General features: G+C 48.5%; 14 protein-coding genes. 12 read left to right on the forward strand and 2 right to left on the reverse strand.

What is annotated here, in order from left to right; translation table 11 throughout:
- Positions 1-2: 2 nt before the first annotated feature.
- The 3 genes from BLS44_RS10955 to BLS44_RS10965 all read left to right on the forward strand — a co-directional run bounded on the left by BLS44_RS10955 (position 3) and on the right by BLS44_RS10965 (position 5,825).
- Positions 3-1,826, forward strand: a complete 1,824-nt coding sequence (locus tag BLS44_RS10955) for a class I mannose-6-phosphate isomerase (RefSeq protein ID WP_090390108.1) — start codon at positions 3-5, stop codon at positions 1,824-1,826.
- Between the two features lie 51 nt (positions 1,827-1,877).
- Complete coding sequence (locus BLS44_RS10960) at positions 1,878-3,311, forward strand: sugar porter family MFS transporter (RefSeq protein ID WP_090390109.1); 1,434 nt, start codon at positions 1,878-1,880, stop codon at positions 3,309-3,311.
- Between the two features lie 168 nt (positions 3,312-3,479).
- Positions 3,480-5,825, forward strand: a complete 2,346-nt coding sequence (locus BLS44_RS10965; RefSeq protein ID WP_090390110.1) for a GH92 family glycosyl hydrolase — start codon at positions 3,480-3,482, stop codon at positions 5,823-5,825.
- On the opposite strand, the gene BLS44_RS10970 is transcribed toward BLS44_RS10965, so the two are convergent.
- Complete coding sequence (locus tag BLS44_RS10970; RefSeq protein WP_090390111.1) at positions 5,822-6,298, reverse strand: DinB family protein; 477 nt, start codon at positions 6,296-6,298, stop codon at positions 5,822-5,824. The genes BLS44_RS10965 and BLS44_RS10970 overlap by 4 nt on opposite strands.
- A 529-nt stretch (positions 6,299-6,827) precedes the next feature.
- Here BLS44_RS10970 and BLS44_RS10975 point away from each other — a divergent pair.
- From BLS44_RS10975 to BLS44_RS26230, 5 genes are all read left to right on the forward strand, one after another.
- Complete coding sequence (locus tag BLS44_RS10975; protein WP_090390112.1) at positions 6,828-7,736, forward strand: aldo/keto reductase; 909 nt, start codon at positions 6,828-6,830, stop codon at positions 7,734-7,736.
- A 16-nt stretch (positions 7,737-7,752) separates the two neighbouring features.
- The gene (locus BLS44_RS10980; protein WP_090390113.1) at positions 7,753-8,925 is read left to right on the forward strand and encodes a mandelate racemase/muconate lactonizing enzyme family protein; all 1,173 of its coding nucleotides are present in this window, start codon (positions 7,753-7,755) and stop codon (positions 8,923-8,925) included.
- Between the two features lie 19 nt (positions 8,926-8,944).
- The gene (locus tag BLS44_RS10985) at positions 8,945-10,510 is read left to right on the forward strand and encodes an SLC5 family protein (protein WP_176954382.1); all 1,566 of its coding nucleotides are present in this window, start codon (positions 8,945-8,947) and stop codon (positions 10,508-10,510) included.
- A 424-nt stretch (positions 10,511-10,934) separates the two neighbouring features.
- On the forward strand, positions 10,935-11,357 hold the full coding sequence (locus BLS44_RS10990; RefSeq protein WP_176954383.1) for an L-rhamnose mutarotase: 423 nt from the start codon (positions 10,935-10,937) through the stop codon (positions 11,355-11,357).
- 175 nt (positions 11,358-11,532) lie between these two features.
- On the forward strand, positions 11,533-12,516 hold the full coding sequence (locus BLS44_RS26230) for a pepsin/retropepsin-like aspartic protease family protein (protein WP_143019733.1): 984 nt from the start codon (positions 11,533-11,535) through the stop codon (positions 12,514-12,516).
- 501 nt (positions 12,517-13,017) lie between these two features.
- Here BLS44_RS26230 and BLS44_RS11000 read toward each other — a convergent pair.
- Positions 13,018-13,884, reverse strand: a complete 867-nt coding sequence (locus tag BLS44_RS11000) for an AraC family transcriptional regulator (protein WP_090390117.1) — start codon at positions 13,882-13,884, stop codon at positions 13,018-13,020.
- 606 nt (positions 13,885-14,490) lie between these two features.
- On the opposite strand from BLS44_RS11000, the gene BLS44_RS11005 reads away from it, so the two are divergent.
- The 4 genes from BLS44_RS11005 to BLS44_RS11020 are packed head-to-tail and all read left to right on the forward strand — an operon-like array spanning position 14,491 to position 21,914.
- Complete coding sequence (locus BLS44_RS11005; RefSeq protein ID WP_090390118.1) at positions 14,491-17,661, forward strand: SusC/RagA family TonB-linked outer membrane protein; 3,171 nt, start codon at positions 14,491-14,493, stop codon at positions 17,659-17,661.
- Positions 17,662-17,684: 23 nt separating this feature from the next.
- Entirely contained in the window at positions 17,685-19,577 is a 1,893-nt protein-coding gene (locus tag BLS44_RS11010; protein WP_090390119.1) for a RagB/SusD family nutrient uptake outer membrane protein, read from the forward strand.
- Between the two features lie 29 nt (positions 19,578-19,606).
- Complete coding sequence (locus tag BLS44_RS11015) at positions 19,607-20,815, forward strand: DUF4959 domain-containing protein (protein WP_090390120.1); 1,209 nt, start codon at positions 19,607-19,609, stop codon at positions 20,813-20,815.
- Between the two features lie 25 nt (positions 20,816-20,840).
- Positions 20,841-21,914 carry a DUF4998 domain-containing protein gene (locus tag BLS44_RS11020; RefSeq protein ID WP_090390121.1) on the forward strand — a complete coding sequence of 358 codons (1,074 nt, stop codon included), beginning with the start codon at positions 20,841-20,843 and terminating at the stop codon, positions 21,912-21,914.
- Positions 21,915-22,088: the final 174 nt, after the last annotated feature.

The raw sequence follows: 22,088 nt of genomic DNA on the forward strand, positions 1-22,088 counted from the left end.
TTATGACGGAAATGAGACAGACCGGTGAAGATACAGGACAAATGCAAAGGTTCCGGAAAAGCGGGCAGCCGCTGATGCCCCAGCAGCAGGCCGGTACAGAGCGGGCGGGTTATACAATGTATCCTTTTCATGCGCTGGGCTCCGGCAGGATCTGCAAAGGTTATGAGGGACTGGCGCAATGGATCCTCCGGGAGAAAAGGGTTATTATTGACGGCTATAGCGGGGTGCTGTGGGAGGACGTATACAACTCATTGAATAAGGTATTGCTTGAAATAGGTGCTTCTGTGCAGTGGATCTTTACCGCCGGCTATTTGAAACCCGAAGACCAGGTTAACGCGTTGATAGCGCCTTTCCTGGGGGAGGAAAATGCCGTATGGGGTACCCGTTGTAGCCGTTCGCTGGCCGATTTTTTTGATATGGATGACTTAAGGAGCATTCAGGCAGATGCGGCCGCCGGCTGTACGATCGTGCTCGGCGCCGGCGCGGCACTTTGTGGCTGGGATGCACCGGTGGTATACCTGGATGTGCCCAGAAATGAAATACAGTACCGGATGCGGGCCGGCTCCATCACCAACCTGGGCGCTGCTGCACCAACATCACCGGCGGGAATGTACAAGCGTTTTTATTTTGTAGACTGGGTAGTACATAATGCCCATAAAAAGGATATACTTAATAAAATTGTGGTAATAGGCGATACACAATGGTCCGGAACACTGAGTTGGGCATTGGCAGCAGATATCCGCCAGGGGTTAAGCCGCATGGCGCAAACTGTTTTTCGTGTGCGTCCCTGGTTTGAACCGGGTACATGGGGTGGGCAGTGGATGAAAGAACATATTCCCGGGCTGAACCGGGAAGCGGTCAACTATGCCTGGTCATTTGAGCTGATCGTACCGGAAAACGGGATCGTACTGGAAAGCGGCGGCTGCCTGTTGGAGCTGGCATTTGATTTCCTGATGCTCTGGAACAGGACGGAGGTCATTGGCAAACACGCGGGCTTTTTCGGCGATGAATTTCCTGTAAGGTTCGATTTTCTCGATACATGGGATGGCGGCAATCTTTCCATTCAATGTCATCCCCGGTTGCCGTATATCCGTAAAAACTTCGGAGAACACATAACCCAGGATGAAACCTATTATATCCTGGATCGCAAGGATGATGCAAAAGTATACCTGGGTTTCCGGGAGGATATTGAACCGGATGCTTTCCGTGCAGCGCTGGAAAACAGTCAGGCCAATAACGTACCGGTAGCGGTGGAAGCATTTGTGCAGGTACATGATGCGCACCGCCATGATCTGTTCCTGATCCCTAACGGCACGGTGCACAGCTCCGGCGCCGATAATCTTGTATTGGAGATCAGCGCTACGCCTTATATTTTTACATTCAAGATGTATGACTGGCTGCAGGTAGATCTGAATGGTGCGCCCCGGCCCATCAATATCGAACATGCTTTTAATAATCTGCGTTTTGAGTATAAAGGAGATTATGTAACACGGGAGCTCATTGCAAAACCCCGGCTCATTGACAGGGGAAGCGACTGGGAACAGTATCACCTGCCCACGCATCCCCATCATTTTTATGATGTGCACCGGTTTGAGTTTGATTCCCGGGTGTTGCTTACAACCAATGATAGCTGCAATGTTTTGATGCTGGTAGAGGGAAGCTCCATAACAGTGCAAACCGGGGGGGAGGAACCGGTGTTTTATTATGCGGAAACCTTTGTGATCCCTGAAGCAGCAAAGCAGTATACCCTGGTCAACAATGGTAAAGGCAGGGTACGTGTGCTGCGGGTATTTATCAAAGACGCTATTGATCATCTGAGAGGATAGGTATTTGGCGCTGTTCGCAGACGGATATAAAAGTATAAACAAAAAATACACATGAAGGTACTTAATAAGCGATCCTCAATTCTTACGATCACGCTGGTAGCCTCTTTAGGCGGGTTCCTTTTTGGATTTGATATGGCGGTGGTTTCGGGTGTGCTTCCGTTCCTTCAGAAACAGTTTGCACTTTCCGCCTTTGAAGAGGGCTGGTTTGTTTCGGTAGCGCTCATTGGCTGTATTGCGGGGGTGGCCGTTTCCGGGGAGCTGAGTGATCGCTGGGGAAGAAAAAAGCCCTTATTCATTGCTGCGGTATTTTTCTTTTTGTCGGCACTGGGTTGTGCTCTTGCACCATCGCTGGCGGGTGTGATCGCTTTCCGGTTTCTGGGAGGCGTAGGCATTGGCCTGGCTTCAAATGTAGTGCCCCTGTACATTTCGGAAATAGCGCCGGCAAAGATGCGGGGGCGGCTGGTGACCTTTTACCAGTTTGCCTTAACGCTGGGTATTCTCATCGCCTACCTCAGCAATGCCGGCCTGGTTCATTATGCAGCTGGTCATCCTGCCAGGGGCACAGAGAGCTGGGTGGAGCATATCGGCGGCCGGGAAGTATGGAGGGCAATGCTGGGCGTGGGGGTGCTGCCCGCCGTCCTTTTTTTGCTGGGATTGTTTTTTGTACCGGAGAGCCCCCGCTGGTTGCAGCAGCAGGGACGGGCAGGAGCGGCACGGGCTATCATACAAAGTATCGCTCCGGGGGAAGACCTGGGAGGCAGCGCATTGCCCCAGGCCCAGGACAGCTCTTACAGGGAACTGTTATCGCCCCGCTGGCGAAAGGCGCTGCTGCTGGGAATATTGCTTCCGCTGTTTTCGCAGTTCAGCGGCATCAATGCCATTATTTATTATGGTCCCAGCATCTTAAGCAATGCGGGTGTATCGCTGAGCAACGCTTTTTTAAGCCAGGTTATCTTTGGCTTTGCCAATATGCTTTTTACCCTCATCGCCATGTGGAAGGTGGACAGTACAGGCAGGAGGCCCCTGTACCTGTGGGGCACGGCGGGGGCAACGGCGGCACTCTTCTTTACGGGGCTTTGTTTCGTAACCGGAGCCACTGCAACGATCTGGTTACTGGTATGTGTTATGGCATTCCTGGCCTGCTTTGCTTTTTCGATAGGGCCGCTGAAGTTTGTGGTGGCGGCGGAGATCTTCCCGGGTAAGATCCGCGGAAGGGCCATGGCCATCAGTATTATGGTGATGTGGATCGCGGATACGATCGTAGGACAGCTGACGCCTGTTCTTTTAAAAGCCGCGGGCACCGGTACCACTTTCTGGATCTTTGCGGCATTTGGTGTGATCGCGTATATAACCGTGTACAGGCTGCTTCCGGAAACAAAAGGCAAATCGCTGGAACAGATAGAGGCCGAATGGAAGGACCCGCTGCCTGAAGAAACCGGAACAGCCATGCCGGATGATGCGGAGGATCAAATAATAGATCGTTAATGACAGGGTTTGGAAATATGCGCATCAGAGAATGTGGAGAACGGGAAATCTGGAAAGGGCTGCGGTCCGGGCACCGTATTATGTAATCAATAAGAGTGGCCTGCCAGGCTTAAAGAAGGACCTGGCGCCAGACCTGGAAAAATTTATAGTATCATCAAATATTCGGTAATGAGGAAGTATTCATGGATCCCTGTATTTTTTTTAGCAGCCGCAGGTATGGCATTGGGTCTGCGATCGGCCGCGCAGGAAGACTTTACGCAACTGGTCGATCCGAATATTGGCACGGCGCATTGCCGGTGGTTCCATTATACCCCCGGGGCGCTCCCGTTTGGTATGGCCAAACCGGCGCCATCTACTAACGGCAGCTATGGCAATGCAAGCGGCTGGGAGGCTACAGGGTATGATTACCGCCATACCTCAATTGAAGGCTTTCCCAATTTTCATGAATTCCAGGTGGGGGGCATCGTTTTTGTTCCCATCACGGGAGCGTTGCAGACTGTTCCGGGAAAGCTGGAGGCCCCGGATAGCGGCTACCGTTCACGGTTTGATCATAAAGAGGAAATAAGCACTGCGGGATATTATTCTGTGTGGCTGAAGGACTACCGGATCCGGGCAGAGCTGACGGCAACAAAAAGGGTTGCCTTTCACCGGTATACCTTCCCGGAATCAAAGGAGGCGCATCTTTTATTTGATATCGGTAACCAGCAGGGAGAAAGCGGCCCGGTTAAAGATGCAAAAGTATACCTGTTGCCGGATGGCCGGGTAGAGGGATGGGTAACCACCTTGCCCGCTTATGTTCAGAAATATCAGCCCGGCGCGTCTGTGACTATGTATTTTTCAGCTGTTGTAAGTAAGAAGTATACCGCCTGTGGTGCTTTTAACGGATCAAATATAAAAGCCGGAGCCACGGAGGCCGGCGGTAAGGGAGCGGGGATCTACCTGAGTTTTGCTACCGGAAACAATGAACCGGTAACTATTAAAGCGGGCTTATCCTATACCTCGGTTGCAAATGCAAGGCGGAACCTGGAAGAGGAGGCTGCGGGCCTTTCGTTTGATCAGGCCAGGTCGCAGTCCCGGAAAATATGGAACGGTTACCTGGGCCGTATTGTTGTGGAAGGAACCAATAAGACGGATCGCATAAAGTTTTATACAGGGCTCTATCATGCGGTACTGGGCCGCGGGCTGGCCAGTGATGTCAGTGGCGCTTATCCCAGGAATGATGGTACCATTGGCCAGATCCCGCTGGATCAAAACGGAAAGCCCAGGCATCAGCATTATAATACCGATGCCGTTTGGGGCATTTACTGGAACCTGGCACAGCTTTGGGCCCTTGTGTACCCGGAATATTATTCAGACTTTATCAGGAGCCAGTTGCTGGTATATAAGGATGCGGGCTGGCTGGGCGATGGTATTGCCAACAGCCGGTATGTGTCGGGGGTAGGAACGAATTTTATGGGGCTTGTCTTCGCCAGTGCCTATATGGCGGGGATCAGGGACTTTGATGTGCCGCTGGCGTATCAGGCAGCATTAAAAAATGAGCTGGAATGGAAGGACCGCCCTTTTGGTGCGGGCAAAATGGATATAGACCGGTTCTTAAAATATGGGTATGTGAATCACCTGGATAAGGGAACGGGAGGCTCCGAGCTATGGCAGTTCTCTGTTTCGCACACGTTGGAATATGCATTCAGCGGTTATGCGGTAGGACAGTGGGCCGGGTTGCTGGGGAAGAAAAAAGATCACGAAACGCTGATGCGTTTGTCAAAGGCCTGGGAGAAGGTTTATGACCCGGAATTAAAGCTCGTCAGGCCGCGGCTGGCCAGCGGGAAGTTTATTGATCCATTTGATCCTTCCCAGCCCTGGCGTGGGTTCCAGGAGGGTAATGCCTGGCAGTATACTTATTTTGTGCCACACGATATTGAAGCATTGGTACGGAAAACAGGAAGGCAGACTTTTAACCGGAGGCTGGATAGCGTTTTTATCGTTGCCCAAAAGGCATTGTTCGGAGGAGGCGCTGCTATTGATGCGTTTGCCGGTATTGCCGGTGTGTATAACCATGGCAACCAGCCTAACCTGCATGTTTCCTGGCTGTTTAATTTTTCCGGTAAGCCGTCGCTTACACAAAAATGGGTGCGCGCCATCTGCAACCAGTTCTATGGCACTGAGGGTGTACATGGCTATGGATTCGGACAGGATGAGGACCAGGGCCAGCTGGGGGCCTGGTATGTTCTTTCTTCGATCGGTTTGTTTGATGTAAAAGGGTTGACGGCTCCCCATCCGGAAATGGGAGTGGGCAGCCCGTTGTTTGATAAAGTAACGATCCGCTTAAATCAACGGTACTATAAGGGCAAAACCTTTGTAGTCCAAACCAGGGCCAACAGTGCCGCACATGGCTATGTACAATCCATAAGGTTTAATGACCGGCTTTTGCATCGTCCGTTTGTTGATTGGGGGAGTATTACAAAGGGAGGAAAACTGGTGCTCCGGATGGGCTCACAGCCCATAGATCATTATTAAAGGGGTTGTATTACCAGTTTTTTCAATAATGTGATCTGCCCCAGGTGATAATAAATATGCTGGATCATCGCATTAATGTTCCGGTAATTGCTTCCATATTTTTCATCAGCAAACGGAAGGTGCAGATCGCTGGCTGGCATTGCTTCCACAAGTGCGGCAAATTGTTCCGCGTCTGCCCATAATTTAGATCTTAGCAGATCCCAGTCCTCTGCAGACCGGATAGCGGGTGCATCAAAACTGTACCGGTCATGTATATCAAGGGGGCCTCCCTGCAGTACCTGTATAATACCGGCAATATAGTAATTGAGATGGAAGGCAAGAGCTGCAATGGTGTTATGTGCGCCAATGCGGTTGGTGGCCTGCTGCCATGTAAGATCTTCCAGCTGCGTTTTAAGGCTGGTGGTTGAAACCCAGTCGCCGGTAAGATGTACTTCCCTGAATTGTCCGGCGAGTTCTTTGGCTAAATGGATCATGTTTTATTGAAAGCTGTTTTAAGGATTTGTTTGTTCAAACCGGCTTCAATTTACAAATAAAGTTCCGGCCCCGGGAACAAAAAACCGTTACGGGTAAAATTCGTCATTGGACTACATGAGGCAAAGCGTAGCATCCCCGGTCGTTATCGTGCAGCCGTTAATTTAAGCGAAGCGTAAAGCTTAGCGCTGATCCCGGTTGCCCCCTCCGGGGCTCCATGCAAACCAATCGCAGACGAACCTGAGGTTATGCCGCCGGTTATGGGGGCATAACCCTATTGAGGGACCGCTCCGCCACAAGGTGAACGGACGCCCCTGCAAAAAAAGTATCCGTTTCTTTAGCCGGGACGTAAATTTACGCTTCTGCAGCGTTACCGGGTGGGTGGCCGATTTATTCAGCAGGCCCTGAATATACCGGCCACCCTAATCAAAATGCCACCGAAAGCAAAATAGCATAAGAAATAAGCAATATAGGAATGGCTGAATCGTATAAAATGGAATAGTTTTACGCGGAAGAACAAATGAATGTCGTATGAATGAACAAGGGAATACACCCTTTTTTTTGCAGCAGTATGTTTTAGGAACAGCTGGTTTGGGAGGTGTTTGGGGCGCTGTAGACCCGGAAGCATCGGTTCATACGGTTATTCATGCGCTTGAAGCCGGGATCTCCGCAATTGACACGGCGCCTGCTTATGGTAACGGGGAACAAATAGTGGGCGAGGCATTACGGCAATGGAAGGGTACCCGGCCCCGCATCAGTACGAAGGTAGGGCGTTTAAAAAGTTATGCTTCTGATCATGGCATTTATGATTACACACCCGGGGCAATGGTTAAAAGTGTGGAAGGCAGCCTTGAAATATTAGGGATACCGGCAATTGATGTGTTGTTTCTTCACGAACCGGCTGCGATCCCGGAACCGGAGATCGGACCGGCAATTGCAAAAATGATGGATTTCAAACGGGAGGGCTATGCAAGGAAAATCGGATTGGGCGGCAATTACCCGCCTTCTTTCCTTAAATACCTTGAGGCAGGAATGTTTGATGTGGTAATGGAATACAACCGGCTGAACGCCTGTTGTACTGACGCACTGGATACCACCCTGCCAGAGTGCTGCAGCCGCAATATTGCCTATTGGGCGGCCAGCCCGCTTCATATGGGATTACTGGGCAGATGCTTTAACGCTTTTGCCGCAGCCCGGCCGGAGTGGTTAGAACAACGGTACATTGATACGGCATCAGGCATCCATCAGATGGCGGTGGAGCATCATCTACAGCTTCCTTCACTGGCACTCCGTTTTTTGCAAAGTATCCCGCTCCCCGTAAATATCGTTATAGGACCGGCCAGTCAAAAAGAGCTCGGCGATAGCCTTACGGCTATCGCCCGCGGGCCGCTTGCGGAAGACCTGTATCATAAGATCATTCATTATACAAAAAATATTTAATCGTTAAGTAACTACAATGCAGCAGATCGATAGTGAGGTATTTTGTATTATCCGTGCACAAATAAGAGTACTGGAACCGGTAACGGTTGTTACACCTTTCCAGGATGCCACTATGGGGCCCTTTCATACATTTGGTCTTTCCATCCTTACCATTGAGGATAAGGACGGGAATGTGGGGGAAGCCCCGGTTTTTAACACCTACATCAATATTTTGGAGAGATGTCTTTTCCCGATACTGTTTCATCATAACGGGCAGCCTTATGAGCGGCTTTATCACCTGTTATACTGGTCTATCCGCAATGAAGGATTCAGGGGGCAGGCCGCCGCGCTCCTCGGCCAGCTGGACATGGCCCTGCATGACCTTGCAGCCCGGAGAAGCGGCCAGCCGCTTTATAAGTATCTGAACGGGGGGCGGAACTGGGCCCGGATGTATGGAAGCGGGGGCGGAACCAATTACAGCCTGCAGGAACTGGAAACCGAAATGCGCCGGCTCCTGGATGCGGGGGCCAGTTGCGTGAAGATCAAAGTGGGCGGCAATTTCGGAACAAAAATGGCTGAAGATGTGGAACGGGTAAAGTTTGTAAGAGCGCTGATCGGCAATAAGATACAGCTTGCCGTTGATGCCAACCAGATCTGGACATTGGCGCAGGCATTGGAGTTTATGGACAAGGTATCGGGGCAGGATATTGCCTGGCTTGAGGAGCCGATCCATTCTGCGGCTTATGCCGAGATCGAAAAACTTTGCAAAAGATCGGCTGTTAAAATTGCTTATGGAGAGTCTGAGCGTACGGCAAAAATGTTTCCGGCACTGGTAAATGCAGGTGTAACCCATTTGCAGCCGGTGCCTACGCAGCTGGGAGGGATACAGGAATGGCAGGAAGTGAGGGACCTTGCATTAAAAAATAACCTGGATTTTTCATCAGGGGGCTATTCGCTTTATACCGTGTCCCTGCTCACAACAGCACCGGATGATTGGCCGGTGGAATACCTGTATTCCATTATGCATGGCCTCGAACAATATTTTATGCTGCACCCCCAGTGGAAGAACGGCCGGTTTATATTGCCGGATATCGAAGGGCTGCCGATCCGGATCGATTGGGATTACTGGCAGCGGAACAACCGGATCCTGCGGCAGCATACCTGGACAAAAGAGAATGTAGCCAGATATGAGCCGGCGGTAAATATGTGATCACATTAAAAACTATATAGTGAAACTATCCCTGGGAATTATCGATTATGTCGTATTGCTGGCCTACCTGGTACTGCTTTTGATTATCGGATTTTACCTGAATAAAAAAGGGACCAAAGGCGGTTCGGATATCTTCCTCGGGGGGCGGACACTTCGCTGGTGGCAGATCGGCTTTTCGCTGTTCAGCGCTAACGCAGGTCCCATGATGTTGATTGGCTTTGCGGGCATCGGGTTTTCGCAGGGGGTAGTGGGCAGTAACTTTGAGTGGCTGGCATGGATCTTCCTGTTACTGCTGGCCATGTTCTTCCTGCCGCACTATATGGCTACAAAGATCAGCACCATGCCGCAGTTCCTGAAGCTGCGGTTTGGCAACCGGGCATATAATTTCCTGGTTATTTACAGCCTCATTTCTATCCTGCTGGTATGGCTGGGAAGTGCACTCTATGCCGGCGGATTGATTATTTCGCAGATATTTGACTGGTCATTAATGTTCTCGGTGGTGCTCATCACTGTTATAGCAACCAGCTTTACAGCTGTAGGAGGACTGAAAGCCGTGGTGCGTACCGGTATTTTTCAGTCGGTCATTATTATTGTTTCATCGGTGGTCCTTACCTGGCTGGGGCTAAAACGGATCGGCGGAATCGATGCTTTTGTAAAGGCCGTACCCGGGCATTACTGGAAGCTGTTCCGCCCGGCTTCCGATCCTGAGTATTCCTGGATCGCCATCCTGGCAGGGTATCCTGTAGTGGCAATTTATTACTGGTGCGCGGATCAGACCATTGTACAAAAAGTGCTGGCAGCCCGCGATCTTAAGGAGGGGCAATATGGGGCGCTGTTCCTGGCCGTTCTTAAGATTATTATGCCGCTGATCTTTATTTTCCCGGGTATCATGTGCTTTGTATTATTTAAGGATACGGCGCAGGCAGACAATGCATACATTACATTGGTAAAACAACTGATGCCGCATGGTTTGCTGGGATTGTGCCTGGCCGCATTAATTGCTGCGTTGATTGATACGGTTTCCTCGGGGCTTAACTCATTCAGCACGGTTTTTACATTAGATGTTGCGGGACGTTTCCGGGAAATGGATGACGCTGCAAAACGCCGTATGGGAAGGTGGATCACGCTTGTTGCCGGCGGTCTTGCTATTGGGATCGCATTCCTTTTTTCCCGTTCGGGCAAGGGGTTCTTTGAGCTGAGCCAGGGCATGGTGTCCATACTGGCGCCTCCTTTGTCGGTGGTTTTTCTTGCCGGGATCACCTGGAAGCGGATGAGCCGCCTGGCTGCCGAGGTCGTATTGTATGGCGGTGGCCTGGTGTGCCTTGCGGTGGGGATCTGTAATGTGCTGAATTTTCCATACCCGGGCTTTTGGCCGCATTTCCTGATCCTTTCTGTTTATCTTTTTATAGGGCTGCTGGTAGTAGGGGTGGTTGTTTCATTGCTGTCGGCACCCGCAGGTGATGCCGCACGGCTGCCCTCCTTACTGGAAACCGACAAGAACCGGGGAAGCGACCTGCGCCGGGTTTGGCTGGGCTGGGCATTGCTGGCGCTGGTGATGGCGCTGATCTACTGGGTGTTCCGGTAGGGAAATGTAAAGCTGTAAATATAGCACCGAAATAGACTTCGTTTGGAAATTGAAGGTTAGGGGGCTATAGTAAGCAGGGCAACCGCATCTAAATTGGGTGAAAAGAGCACACCAGGAGCATTTTCAGGCACTGTAAGTGCCTCGTGTTTATAGCAAAGTATTAAGGGGGAAACCCCGGCTCCTGTAGGAGCCGCGTAAAATTTCGGGCCCAACAAACACGCGGCTCCTACAGGAGCCGGGTTGATAAAACAGCAGATTACTATAAACACGCTGCTCCTCCGGAGCTGAACAATGCTGAAATTAGATGCGTTTGCCCTGCTATAATAAGCCGCTCTTCATACGTTTAAATTGCTTATTTTGCCCCGGGGTTTCAGTCGGTAGTTTAAATTTCCTGAAGGATGCCCAAAGAATAAAAGTCAACGGTATGTATACAAAAAAAATGAGCTGCTTTTACCTGTTGCTGCTGGCAGTAATTATGGGTTGTAAGCAACAAAAAACGGAAGCGCCGCTGCAGGAGCGGACCTTTGTAGTCAGTATAGCGCCGGGGGAGCAAAAACTGCAGGAGTACCTGGATCATCACCAGCATATCTGGCCGGAGGTTGAAGCGGGGTTTAAAAGGGCAGGGTATAAAAAAATAACGCTTTCGCGTTTTGAGCACCTGGTGGTGATGTCGATTGTTGTACCGGCCGGTGCTGATCTGGATCGTATGAGCAAAGCAGCAGAATCTTATGATAAGCGATGCGCGGAATGGAACCGTTTAATGGATAGTTACCAGGAAGGAGTACCCGGTACTACACCCGGTCAGAAATGGGTAGAGGTGAAACCGTTTTACTCGTTTGGGAAGTGAGCAGTTGTCAGCCCCCGAAAGTTCGGGGCAGTTTTCAGTTATCAGGACTGAAACTTTAAACAAACATAGGAGTTTTCAGTTCGGAAGATTTAGGATCCCGAAGTTTTTTTTATTTACAGACTCCCGCCATCTATTCACTATTGATCATTAATTATCAGGTATTAAAAAGTCTTATATGACTCAACCAAACGCTGTTAATTGTAGGGCGCACTTTACTTACTGTTTGCTGCTTTTGTTTTTTTTCTCCTGCACAGGCAATTCCCGTCCGGAAGTAAGGAAGGACATTACTCCGCCATTGATAGGTAAAAATATACCATTTATTGATACCTTATCCGGCAATCATATCATTGTTGAAGTCCTCATAAATAAAAGACCCGTTCGTCTGCTTCTTGATAATGGCACCCATCCGGATTATAGTATTATACTTTTTAAACCGTCTGCTGCGCGGATCGGGATTATAGATACATTGAAATCATTTCGTTTAGAAACGGATCGTATTGATACTACTTTGTTCAAGGTATCAATTTCGTCATTTGAAGATACGATGCGGAGAGTACAGGTGCAAGACTATCACAATCTGCCCGCGTCAAAATTACCCGACGGTATTTTGGGCTTTGGCTTTTTAAAGAAATTTATTGTTTTGGTTAATTATGAACAACGCTATGTCCAGATATTGGATACTGCAAAATTTTCGGCACCTGGGGGGTATGGGGAAATAAATTTTGAGCCCCCTTTTAATGGTATATTTAGAAATCTTAAAGCTACATTTAGTATGGGCGGGTTAAAGCTTGCAGAACCCATAAATTTGGATTTGGGTTGTGCACGTCCTGGTTTCTCTTTCAGCAATTTTTTTTATAAGAAGTATAAGAATGTTTTTCAGGGGGCTTCAACCGGTACACAAAGCAAGGCTGCAACAATGGTAAAAGGGACAACAAACCTGAACATTTTGCTGGATTCGGTTAGTTTGTATGGAAACTTGATCACAAACCTGTCTTCCTCAGTGGAGCTGACCGAAGGTACGCATGTGAAGTCCATAATTTTTGGCAGCGATGTTCTCCGGCATTTAAAAAAGATCTACTTTCACTTTGGTGCAAACAAAATGTATATACCGGTTGCGGGTTTAACTCAACGGCAAGGACCTGTAGTGGGTGTTCAATGATAGACTTGAAGATTTGAATCCCGAAAGTTTGCATATGTGTCAGGTCAATTTTGGCCAGTAGGTGATTGCGGGTAACAATGACATAGGATTAGTACAGGTTCTATATATAACTTACCGCGAAACCGCTGCTTTGTCCGGGGCCGCTGCCATGATAACCGTGTAAGGGGGGGGATTTGATTAATCGCTTGTGAAACGCGTGACTAATGATTAGGGTCCTGGTTGAACCCCGGCGGGGTTCAATGCAAACCGACCGTAAACGAACCGGCGGTTACATCACCGGCTATACAGTCATAACCCCATTCGGGGTTAACCACTTAGCTTGACGCGCATGCGAACATTCGGGGTGGGAGTGGAAATAAGGAAGTGAAACCAGGGCCCCGAGTATAAAACACGAGTCTAACGTTGAACGTCGAACTTTAAACTAAAGAAAGTTTCCCGAAATGCAGGGATAGCAAAACCGGACCTGGCACTAACGTGAAACCTTAAACCTTAAACGTGGAACTAAACCTGCACCTGGTAGCGTTTTATAAACTCTTTCGGAGAAACTCCTTTTATCTCTTTAAAGTGCTTGTTGAAATTAGAAATATTATTGTATCCGCTGTTATAGCAGGCTTCAGAAACGTTATGGGTATGTTCCAGTAACAGTTTTGCTGCGTGCCCGATCCGTACTTCTTTTATAAAATCGGTAAGGGTTCTCCCGGTCTTGGATTTAAAAAAACGGCAGAACGCGGCGGAGGACATGGGGATAATAGCAGCCACTTCTTCCAGGCTGATGGAATCCCTGAAATTTTTGAAGATATGTTCAAATACATTGTTGATCTTGTTGGCTTCCCCGGAATTTTCAATGATGTTGAAACCGGGTGAACTCAGGATCCGGGCAGATGTTGAGCGGGCCATTACATCCAGCAGCTGCAGCATTAATGCAGACCGGGTAATACCTTTTTCATAAAGCATTTCCTGGAGGATCCTCTTGGCCTTTACGAGGGTTTCGCCTGAAAACAGGATGCCTTTGGAGGCATCGGTAAACAGCCTTCCCAGCGGCCTGGCCTCTGGTTTTTGAAGAAGCTCCTGGCCCAGGAAATCCGGGAAGAAATGTACAATGATCGCATGCGCAGGGATCAGCGCATCCCTGGTTTTGTAATATTGCCAGCAATGGGGGAGGTAGCTGGCCATCAGCACCAGTTCGGTTCCTTCAAATTCTTCGATATGATCGCCGATGAACCGCTTACCGGTACAATTTTCCAGCAGGGCGATCTCAAAATTTACATGGCTTCTGAATGTTTGGTACTTTTTTATTTCCAGGAATTCAGAACGGATGGTAAAGGACTGATCGGGGGGGAATGTAAAATTTTCGTATATGAATTGCATATGTTGAAATTTAAAATCCGGGCAACCCTGCAATAGAATGCATTGTTTTGATAGCGCAATAGTTTTCGTTGATCAATACATAAACACCGGTCCGATATTGCCCTGTTAAGAATGTAATCGATTGCATAGTTGCCTTGCTTCCTGCAAATATAGCATCAAATCTGGTCAAATACGATGTAGGCGCCTTCCAATTATTTTATAAGCTTTACAGCGTTGATAAATTTTTTTTAACAGGATTGTTTTAAGCCATATACAGATCCTTTTAAACGTGGATTAGCGGGCGTGCTTTTCCGGGGTTGGGCCAGGTTGGTTTCCCCCGCACAGGCCGCAATAAAAAAAGCTGGAGGTGCCACCTTTTTACAGGCATTTATTGTGCTGCGCTGTAGCTGACTGCCTCCTGTTGCAACGGCAGGAAGCAGAACTGCCCGGCGCCTGTTTGTGGTAGGGTAGGTCTTTTTTGCGCTGTTGTTCCAATTATGTAATCGATTGCAAAAAAAGCATCAATCTTGATCAAAACAGCTGTTGTTGGAAGAAATATATAATATAAAATTTGTTACCTCATTGTTAAAAACGATTCACGCATAGTATTAAACCCATTATTTAATTATGTTAAAACTAACGAGATCCCTATTATGCTTAACAGGCTTGTTATGCCTTGCATTGATCTGTCTGCCTGCTTACGCGCAGGGACAAATGAAGGTGGAAGGACGCGTTGTGGCGGCGGGAGATGAAGCCCCGCTGCCCGGCGCTACCATTGAGTTAAAAGGAACCGAAAAAAGAACGGTTTCTGGTATCGACGGTGTTTTCAGTATCGATATCCCTGAGAAGGGGGGCACACTGGTTGTGTCCTTTATCGGGTACAAATCCATTGATATACCGGTTACAAAGCCCGGTGCCCTGAAAATTGCCCTGGAACCGGCCGAAGCCAGCACGGATGATGAAGTGGTGGTAGTGGCCCATGGTACACAGCGGAAAAAGGAGGTCGTGGGCGCCGTTACCAGCATCAACCCCGCGGAACTAAAGATCCCGGCCAGCAACCTTACCAACGCGCTGGCCGGTAAACTGGCCGGTATCATTGCCTTCCAGCGAAGCGGTGAGCCCGGTGCTGATAACGCAGACTTTTTTATACGCGGTGTAAGTACGTTTGGAGAAAGCTACCGTTCTTCTCCATTGATCCTCATTGATAATATTCAGGTGACAACAACTGACCTGGCACGGTTGCAGGTGGATGATATTGCCAGTTTCTCTATCTTAAAGGATGCTACAGCCGCCGCTTTGTATGGTTCAAAAGGGGCCAATGGGGTTATATTGATCACCACCAAGCAGGGCAGGGAAAGTAAGGTGAATGTTTCGCTGCGGTTTGAAAACTCCAGGTCGCAATCTACCCGGAATGTAGAGCTGGCGGACCCCGTCACCTATATGGAACTGGCTAATGAAGCGGTATTGACCCGGAACCCGTTAGGTGGTTTATTATACTCAAAAAACAAGATTGAGGGAACCATGCTGGGCACCGATCCTGTGGTATATCCCGCTACAGACTGGCAGAAAATGCTGTTAAAAAAAGCAACCAACAATCAACGTTTTAACCTGAACCTGAGCGGGGGTGGCAAAGTGGCCCGTTACTATGTTTCCGGTGGTTTGAACATTGATAATGGTATTTTAAATGTAGACAGGAGAACGAATTTCAACAGTAATTCTAAGCTCATGTCCTATTCCCTGAGAAGTAATGTAAATATTAATCTTACACAAACAACAGAAATGATCGTGCGGCTCTCCGGTGCCTTCGATGATTATAAAGGCCCGCTGTCTGGCGGTGCGGATATATTTGGAAAGATCATGCAGTCCAATCCCGTCATGTTTCCAGCCTATTATGATCCTACGTTAGAAACAAGATTTGTAAAACACATCATGTTTGGTAATGCAGGGAATGCACAGTATAATAACCCCTATGCAGAACTGCAAAGAGGCTATAAATCATCTAACCGTTTTGCGCTGAATGCACAGATAGCTGTTAACCAGAAACTGGATTTTATTACCCAGGGCTTATCTGCCCGCGGTTTGCTAAACCTGCAGCGCAATGGAGCCTTTTCTTTAACCAGGGCCTATAACCCCTTTTATTATGTGGCAACCAATTACGACTATGCTACCAAACATTATGACCTGATTCCTCTGAATATGGAGACCGGATCGGCTGCTGCGCAGGGTACTGAATACCTGGATTATAAGGAAGGAGATAAGACGCTTTCCGCGGATTTTTATAGTGAAGTTGCGCTGGATTACAGAAGAGAATTCAATAAAGTACATAGCCTGAGTGGTACATTGGTAGGGATTGCTAAAAACAGCACCAGCGGCAACCCGGGCTCTTTGCAAAGTTCACTGCCGTTCCGTAACCTGGGTCTTTCGGGCCGGGTCTCCTATGTATATGATAGCCGTTATGCAGCGGAGTTTAATTTTGGTTATAATGGCTCAGAGCGCTTTGCCCGGATCCATCGCTTTGGTTTCTTCCCATCTGCCGGTGCGGCCTATACCGTATCCAATGAAAAATTCTGGGAGGGTATAAAACATGTGGTTTCAAAATTGAAATTGAGGGCTACCTACGGTTTAGTTGGTAATGATAATATCGGGTCTGCTTCAGATCGCTTCTTTTATCTTTCTGAAGTGAATATGAATGATGGCGGAAGAGGGATGACATTTGGCACCCTGAAGGATTTCTCTCTTTCAGGCATCAGTATCGGCCGGTATGCAAATGACCAGATCACCTGGGAACAGGCAACCAAAACCAATTTTGGATTGGAAACCTCTTTCTTTGGCAAGTTAAATCTTGATGTGGATGTTTACCGCGAAAAGCGTACTAATATCCTGATGGATCGGGCATCTGTTCCAACTACGATGGGGCTTTCCGCTACTACCCGTGCCAATGTCGGAAAAGCACGTTCGCATGGTGTTGACGTAGCGGTGGATTACTCGCAGCAGATTACCAGTAAATGGTGGGCCAAGGGAATGGCCAACTTTACCTATGCTACCAGTGCCTTCGATGTATATGAAGAGCCGCAATACAAAGAGTCCAACATGCTGCATCCCGGGCATTCCCTTTCGCAGCGATGGGGTTATATAGCAGAGCGTTTGTTTGTTGATGACCTTGATGCGCTCAACTCTCCCAAACAAAGTTTTGGCCCTTATGGTGGTGGGGATATCAAATACCGGGATGTGAACGGAGATGGGAAGATCACGACGCTGGACCAGGTGCCCATCGGGTATCCTACAACACCGGAAATTGTATATGGTTTTGGGGTGTCAACCGGGGTTGGAAGATTCGATTTTTCGGTATTCTTCCAGGGGCTGGCCCGCGAATCCTTCTGGATCGATGTGGATGCGACGTCTCCCTTTGTTGGCGAGCAGCGGCAGCTGCTGAAGGTATGGGCTGATAACCATTGGAGCGAGGATAACCAGAATATTTATGCGTTATGGCCGCGTTTGGGTGTGGACGCAAGTATGAACAGTATGGGTAAAGCATCCCAGAGCGATCCGCAGGTGGCCAATACCTGGTTTATGCGCAACGGGGCACTGTTACGTATCAAATCGGCAGAACTGGGCTATACCCTGTCAAGCAACCTGATGAACCGGCTGCATTTTTCCAATGCCCGTTTTTACCTGAACGGCCTCAATCTGCACACCTTTAGCAAGTTTAAACTCTGGGATGTGGAAATGGGGGGCAATGGCCTGGGATATCCGATCCAGCTGGTATTGAACGCCGGCGTCAACCTTACCTTAAAATAAAATTAAAAAGAAAATCTGTGGATATGAAATTGATAAAAGTTCTGCCGGTAATCCTGCTCCTGGGATTTTTCTCCTGCAATAAATTTATGGACATTGTGCCGGACAATATTGCTACACTGGATCAGGCCTTTCAGCTGAAGGTAACGGCAAAAAAATATTTATTTACCTGTTATTCCTATTTGCCTAAACTGGGAAGCCCCAGCAGCAATTACGGATTGCTCGGAAGCCGGGAAATCGCTTCTCCCTACCCTGGATCGCAGGCCCCGGGTATTCCTAATTCGATACTGGAACTTGGGTACGATTACCAGAACACGGTAGAACCGATCAACAATTATTGGGATGGTGCCAATGGCGGTGTAGCGTTGTTTCAGGCTATCCGTACCTGTAATATTTTCCTGGAGAATATCGGCAAAGTGCCGGATATAGAAGACGTAGAACGGAAACGGTGGATTGCGGAAGTAAAGACGCTCAAAGCCTATTATCATTTCCTGTTGTTCCGGATGTATGGTCCGGTACCCGTTATGAGAGAAAACCTGCCGGTGTCGGCCGATGTAGAGGCAGTGCGGATCACCCGTGCACCGGTGGATGAAGTAAGCAATTATATTGCGGAGCTGATCGATGAGGCAGCGCCGGACCTGCCACCGGTTGTATACAACCAGCGGGAGGAGCTGGGTCGTATTACGGTTCCCATCGCACTTTCCATAAAAGCCTATACATTGTTGTTAAACGCAAGTCCTCTATTTAATGGAAATAGTGATTATGCGGATCTGAAAAATAGGAATGGAGCGGCACTGGTGAATACCAGTTTTGATAACAGTAAGTGGGTAAAGGCTGCAAAAGCCTGTGATGATGCCATAAAAGCAGCACACAGCGCCGGGTTCCGGTTGCATTATTTCAATGCGCCCTTTGATCTGAACGCGATCAGCGACAGCTCAAGAAAGCTGATGGATATCCGGGGGGCGGTAACAGAACAATGGAATCCTGAGCAGGTTTGGGTACTCACTAACAGCAGTACCAGTGAATTGCAGCGGTTTTGTGCTCCCCGCAATGAAGTATATTCGTATACCTATTCTCTATGGGCGGCTAACCTGAACGCCTGTGAAATTTTCTATACCAAAAACGGCGTGCCTATCAACGAGGATCCCACCTGGGATTATGCGAACCGGTATACAAGTTTAAAAACAGTACCTGCAGAGCAGCGCAGTATCATGAAGCCTAACTACACTACTTCCAGTTTCAATATGGACCGGGAGTATCGTTTTTATGCTGATCTTGTTTTTGACGGAGCTGCTTATTTTATGTCGCAGCGTCCGAGCGAAACCAATTTACTTTACCTCCCTACATTGTGGGGATCTCCATCCACCAGCGGCGGGCTTTCGAGGGTTTCGTTTACCGGTTATTATCCCAAGAAACTGGTAAGCTGGAAAACCACCGGAAGCGGTAGCTCCTACACGCCGGATTCTTATGCCTGGCCGGCGATCCGGCTGGCTACGCTTTATTTAATGTATGCGGAAGCTGTCAACGAAGCGGAAGGTCCTGGTGCAAAAGCCTATCAGTACCTGGATTCGGTACGGGCACGTGCCGGCCTGAAAGGAGTGGTGGAATCCTGGGCCCTTCATTCCCGCAACGCGGCCAAACCCACTACGAAGGAGGGGCTGCGGAACATTATCCAGCAGGAAACCATGATCGAAATGATCTTTGAAGGAGAAAATTACTGGAATATGCGTCGCTGGAAGCGGCTCGATCTGATGAACCGCCCCATTACCGGCTGGGACTTCCAGCAAAAAACGACAGCGGACTTTTACCGGTTAAAAACAATTTATACTCCGCATAATACCTACAGGGATTTTCTGGCACCGCTTAAAGAGTATGCGCTGCAGGTAAATCCGAACCTGGTACAAAACCCATTATGGTAATTGTTTCATGATTTAATCTGATTTATACGATGAAGAATAATAAAAGTATTACGTGCGGCCTGATGGCGCTTCTTATGGCTGGTTTTTTCTCCTGTCAGAAACAAACCGGAACCAACCAGGAACCGCTCTATAAAAGCACAGACAAGCCACCGGCAGTTACGAATGTAAAAGTGATCAATATTGCCGGTGGTGCCCAGATCATTTATGATATTCCACCTAACCCGGGTATAATGTATGTGCAGGCAGACTTTATGGTCAATGAAAAAACAAAGCAACAGGTAAAAGCCTCTTATTTTACAGACACTCTTGTGGTAAGAGGTTTTGCGAAGTCTGCCGATTATAAAGTAACCCTGCGCACGGTTAGCCGGAGTGAAGTGACATCGGACCCGGTAGAGGTTACGGTGCACCCGGATACACCTCCTTACCTTTCAGTGAAGCAGTCGCTTCAGATCTATGGCGATTTCGGAGGCGCCAATATCCAGTATCAGAATCCTGGTTCCGGGGACCTTGCAGTGGTGACCCTGGTAGACACCACGGGTAAACCGGAATATGTATATACCAACTACTCCAAAGCTGTTACCGGTAATTTTTCGATCCGGGGATTTGGTCCCGGCGAAAGAAAATACGGAGCCTATGTGAGGGACCGTTGGGGTAATGTATCGGATACGGTGTGGTCAAAAGTACGGTCGATGAACGAGGTGGTGCTGGACCGGAGTATTATGAACGCACTGGTATTACCCGGTGACCAAACCGCTTGTTGTGGATCAGATCTCAACGTGCCACTGCGTAATGGCTATAGTGCAGGAGATTGGGCGTTCTATGGGGTTCCTAACAATGAAAAAACCGATTCTTTGCCTGAAAGGGTTACCGTTGATATGGGTAAGCCGGTGGTGCTGAGCCGGATCCGGTACTATATGCGTAAAAATGGCGGTGCTGAATTCCGGAACGGGACACTGAAATATTTTAAGATCTACGGCAGCATGAGCCCGAATCCTAACGGAGCCCTGGATGCAAGCTGGACGCAGATCGGAGATGTATTTGAACTGGTGAAACCCTCTGGTCTTCCTTACGGGCAGCTGGATGCGGCAGATCAGGCAGAGGTTAATAATGGTACGGAGTTTATTATGCCGTTGCCTGCCGTGCCCATGCGTTATTTCCGGCTGGTGATCCTTGAGAACTACAGCGGCGGTAATGGCCTCGAAATGGCTTCCCTCAAATTTATGGGTGACTATCAGTAGCATTTTTTATTAATAAAATCAGCATATGAATTATAAATATTTCGCAGTCATTTTTGCCCTCCTGGTGCTGTGCTCCTGCACCAAGATGGATCATGAATACGCTCCTTATTTAAAGGACGGGGAGATCATTTACATCGGAGCGCCTTACAACCTGGAAGCGCATTCGGGAAGGGGAAGGGTAGAACTACAGTTTACCCAGTCAAAAGACCCCAATATTATTAAGTATATTATTTACTGGAATAATAAGAACAAAAAACTGGAAGTACCGGCTGAGAAAAACAGCACGATACAGAAAGTGATGGTTACCGGTCTTTCCGAGCAGGACTATACATTTGAAATTGTAGCACTGGATAAAGATGGTAACAGTTCTACCCCTGCTTCTGCGCTGATTTCGGGTCAGTCATTGGGCGCTGATTATGAGGGGCAGCTGTTTACGCGGAGTGTAACATTAACAAACAGCAAAAAAGGTATGTCGCTCGCTTTTGTTTCCGTAGATACGACCTGCAAGTTTACGGTGGTGACCTATCGGAACATTGCCGGCCAGGCGGTACAGAAAAAGATTTCAGACATGGCGGCGTTAACGGATACATTGGCAGATATTGATCCCCTTGCAGCATCGGTAGACCTGAGAACGGCATATGTTCCGGTAAAAGGGATCGACACCTTTTATGCTCAAAAAACAGAAACAATGAGCCTGGCTGCGGGCCGGTATACCTGCACCGGCAACATGGTAGATGTTACCAGTGCGGCGCTAACCGGAGCCTACCCCTGGAACGTTACCCTGCGCCAGGTAGGTGCCCGGCGGCTGGAGCTGTATGACGAAGATTATACGAAGGATGTTGCCCACTGGATCAAAAGCAGTGGCAGCAACTCCAGCTATGGCCAGTTTGGGGTGATCTTTAACTTCGATGAAAACTATAACGTCATCAGCGTGGTGAATAAGAACGGCCAGCCCTCGGGCAACAACCGTTCCGGTGAACTGGATCCTTCCGGGATCAACAAATTTGACCCCGTTACCAAAGTGCTGAAAGTGAAATACTGGATGAATGAGAATGGCACGCATCGTACCTCTTTTGATGAGGTAATGACGATGAAATAACGGTTTCAGCATATCTTCAGGCTAGAGGCAATCTGTTAGCATTGCACGGGGGCTGTTGCTTTGGCACGGCCCCTTTTTTTATGAGCAAAAAAAACATCGGTTTTTGTCAATCAGGTAGTAGTTCGTTCGCGCTTTTTGATTAAACTTTATAAAGCGGCTTAAAAAAGCCGGATA

The sequence above is a fragment of the Niabella drilacis genome (assembly GCF_900101395.1).
GTDB classification, from domain to species: domain Bacteria; phylum Bacteroidota; class Bacteroidia; order Chitinophagales; family Chitinophagaceae; genus Niabella; species Niabella drilacis.

Excerpts from the sequence above, each read along its gene's own strand:
- BLS44_RS10955 (WP_090390108.1), top strand. The coding sequence starts at position 3 with ATGACGGAAATGAGACAGACCGGTGAAGATACAGGACAAATGCAAAGG.
- BLS44_RS10960 (WP_090390109.1), top strand. The coding sequence starts at position 1,878 with ATGAAGGTACTTAATAAGCGATCCTCAATTCTTACGATCACGCTGGTA.
- BLS44_RS10965 (WP_090390110.1), top strand. The coding sequence starts at position 3,480 with ATGAGGAAGTATTCATGGATCCCTGTATTTTTTTTAGCAGCCGCAGGT.
- BLS44_RS10970 (WP_090390111.1), bottom strand. The coding sequence starts at position 6,298 with ATGATCCATTTAGCCAAAGAACTCGCCGGACAATTCAGGGAAGTACAT.
- BLS44_RS10975 (WP_090390112.1), top strand. The coding sequence starts at position 6,828 with ATGAATGAACAAGGGAATACACCCTTTTTTTTGCAGCAGTATGTTTTA.
- BLS44_RS10980 (WP_090390113.1), top strand. The coding sequence starts at position 7,753 with ATGCAGCAGATCGATAGTGAGGTATTTTGTATTATCCGTGCACAAATA.
- BLS44_RS10990 (WP_176954383.1), top strand. The coding sequence starts at position 10,935 with ATGTATACAAAAAAAATGAGCTGCTTTTACCTGTTGCTGCTGGCAGTA.
- BLS44_RS26230 (WP_143019733.1), top strand. The coding sequence starts at position 11,533 with ATGACTCAACCAAACGCTGTTAATTGTAGGGCGCACTTTACTTACTGT.
- BLS44_RS11000 (WP_090390117.1), bottom strand. The coding sequence starts at position 13,884 with ATGCAATTCATATACGAAAATTTTACATTCCCCCCCGATCAGTCCTTT.
- BLS44_RS11005 (WP_090390118.1), top strand. The coding sequence starts at position 14,491 with ATGTTAAAACTAACGAGATCCCTATTATGCTTAACAGGCTTGTTATGC.
- BLS44_RS11010 (WP_090390119.1), top strand. The coding sequence starts at position 17,685 with ATGAAATTGATAAAAGTTCTGCCGGTAATCCTGCTCCTGGGATTTTTC.
- BLS44_RS11015 (WP_090390120.1), top strand. The coding sequence starts at position 19,607 with ATGAAGAATAATAAAAGTATTACGTGCGGCCTGATGGCGCTTCTTATG.
- BLS44_RS11020 (WP_090390121.1), top strand. The coding sequence starts at position 20,841 with ATGAATTATAAATATTTCGCAGTCATTTTTGCCCTCCTGGTGCTGTGC.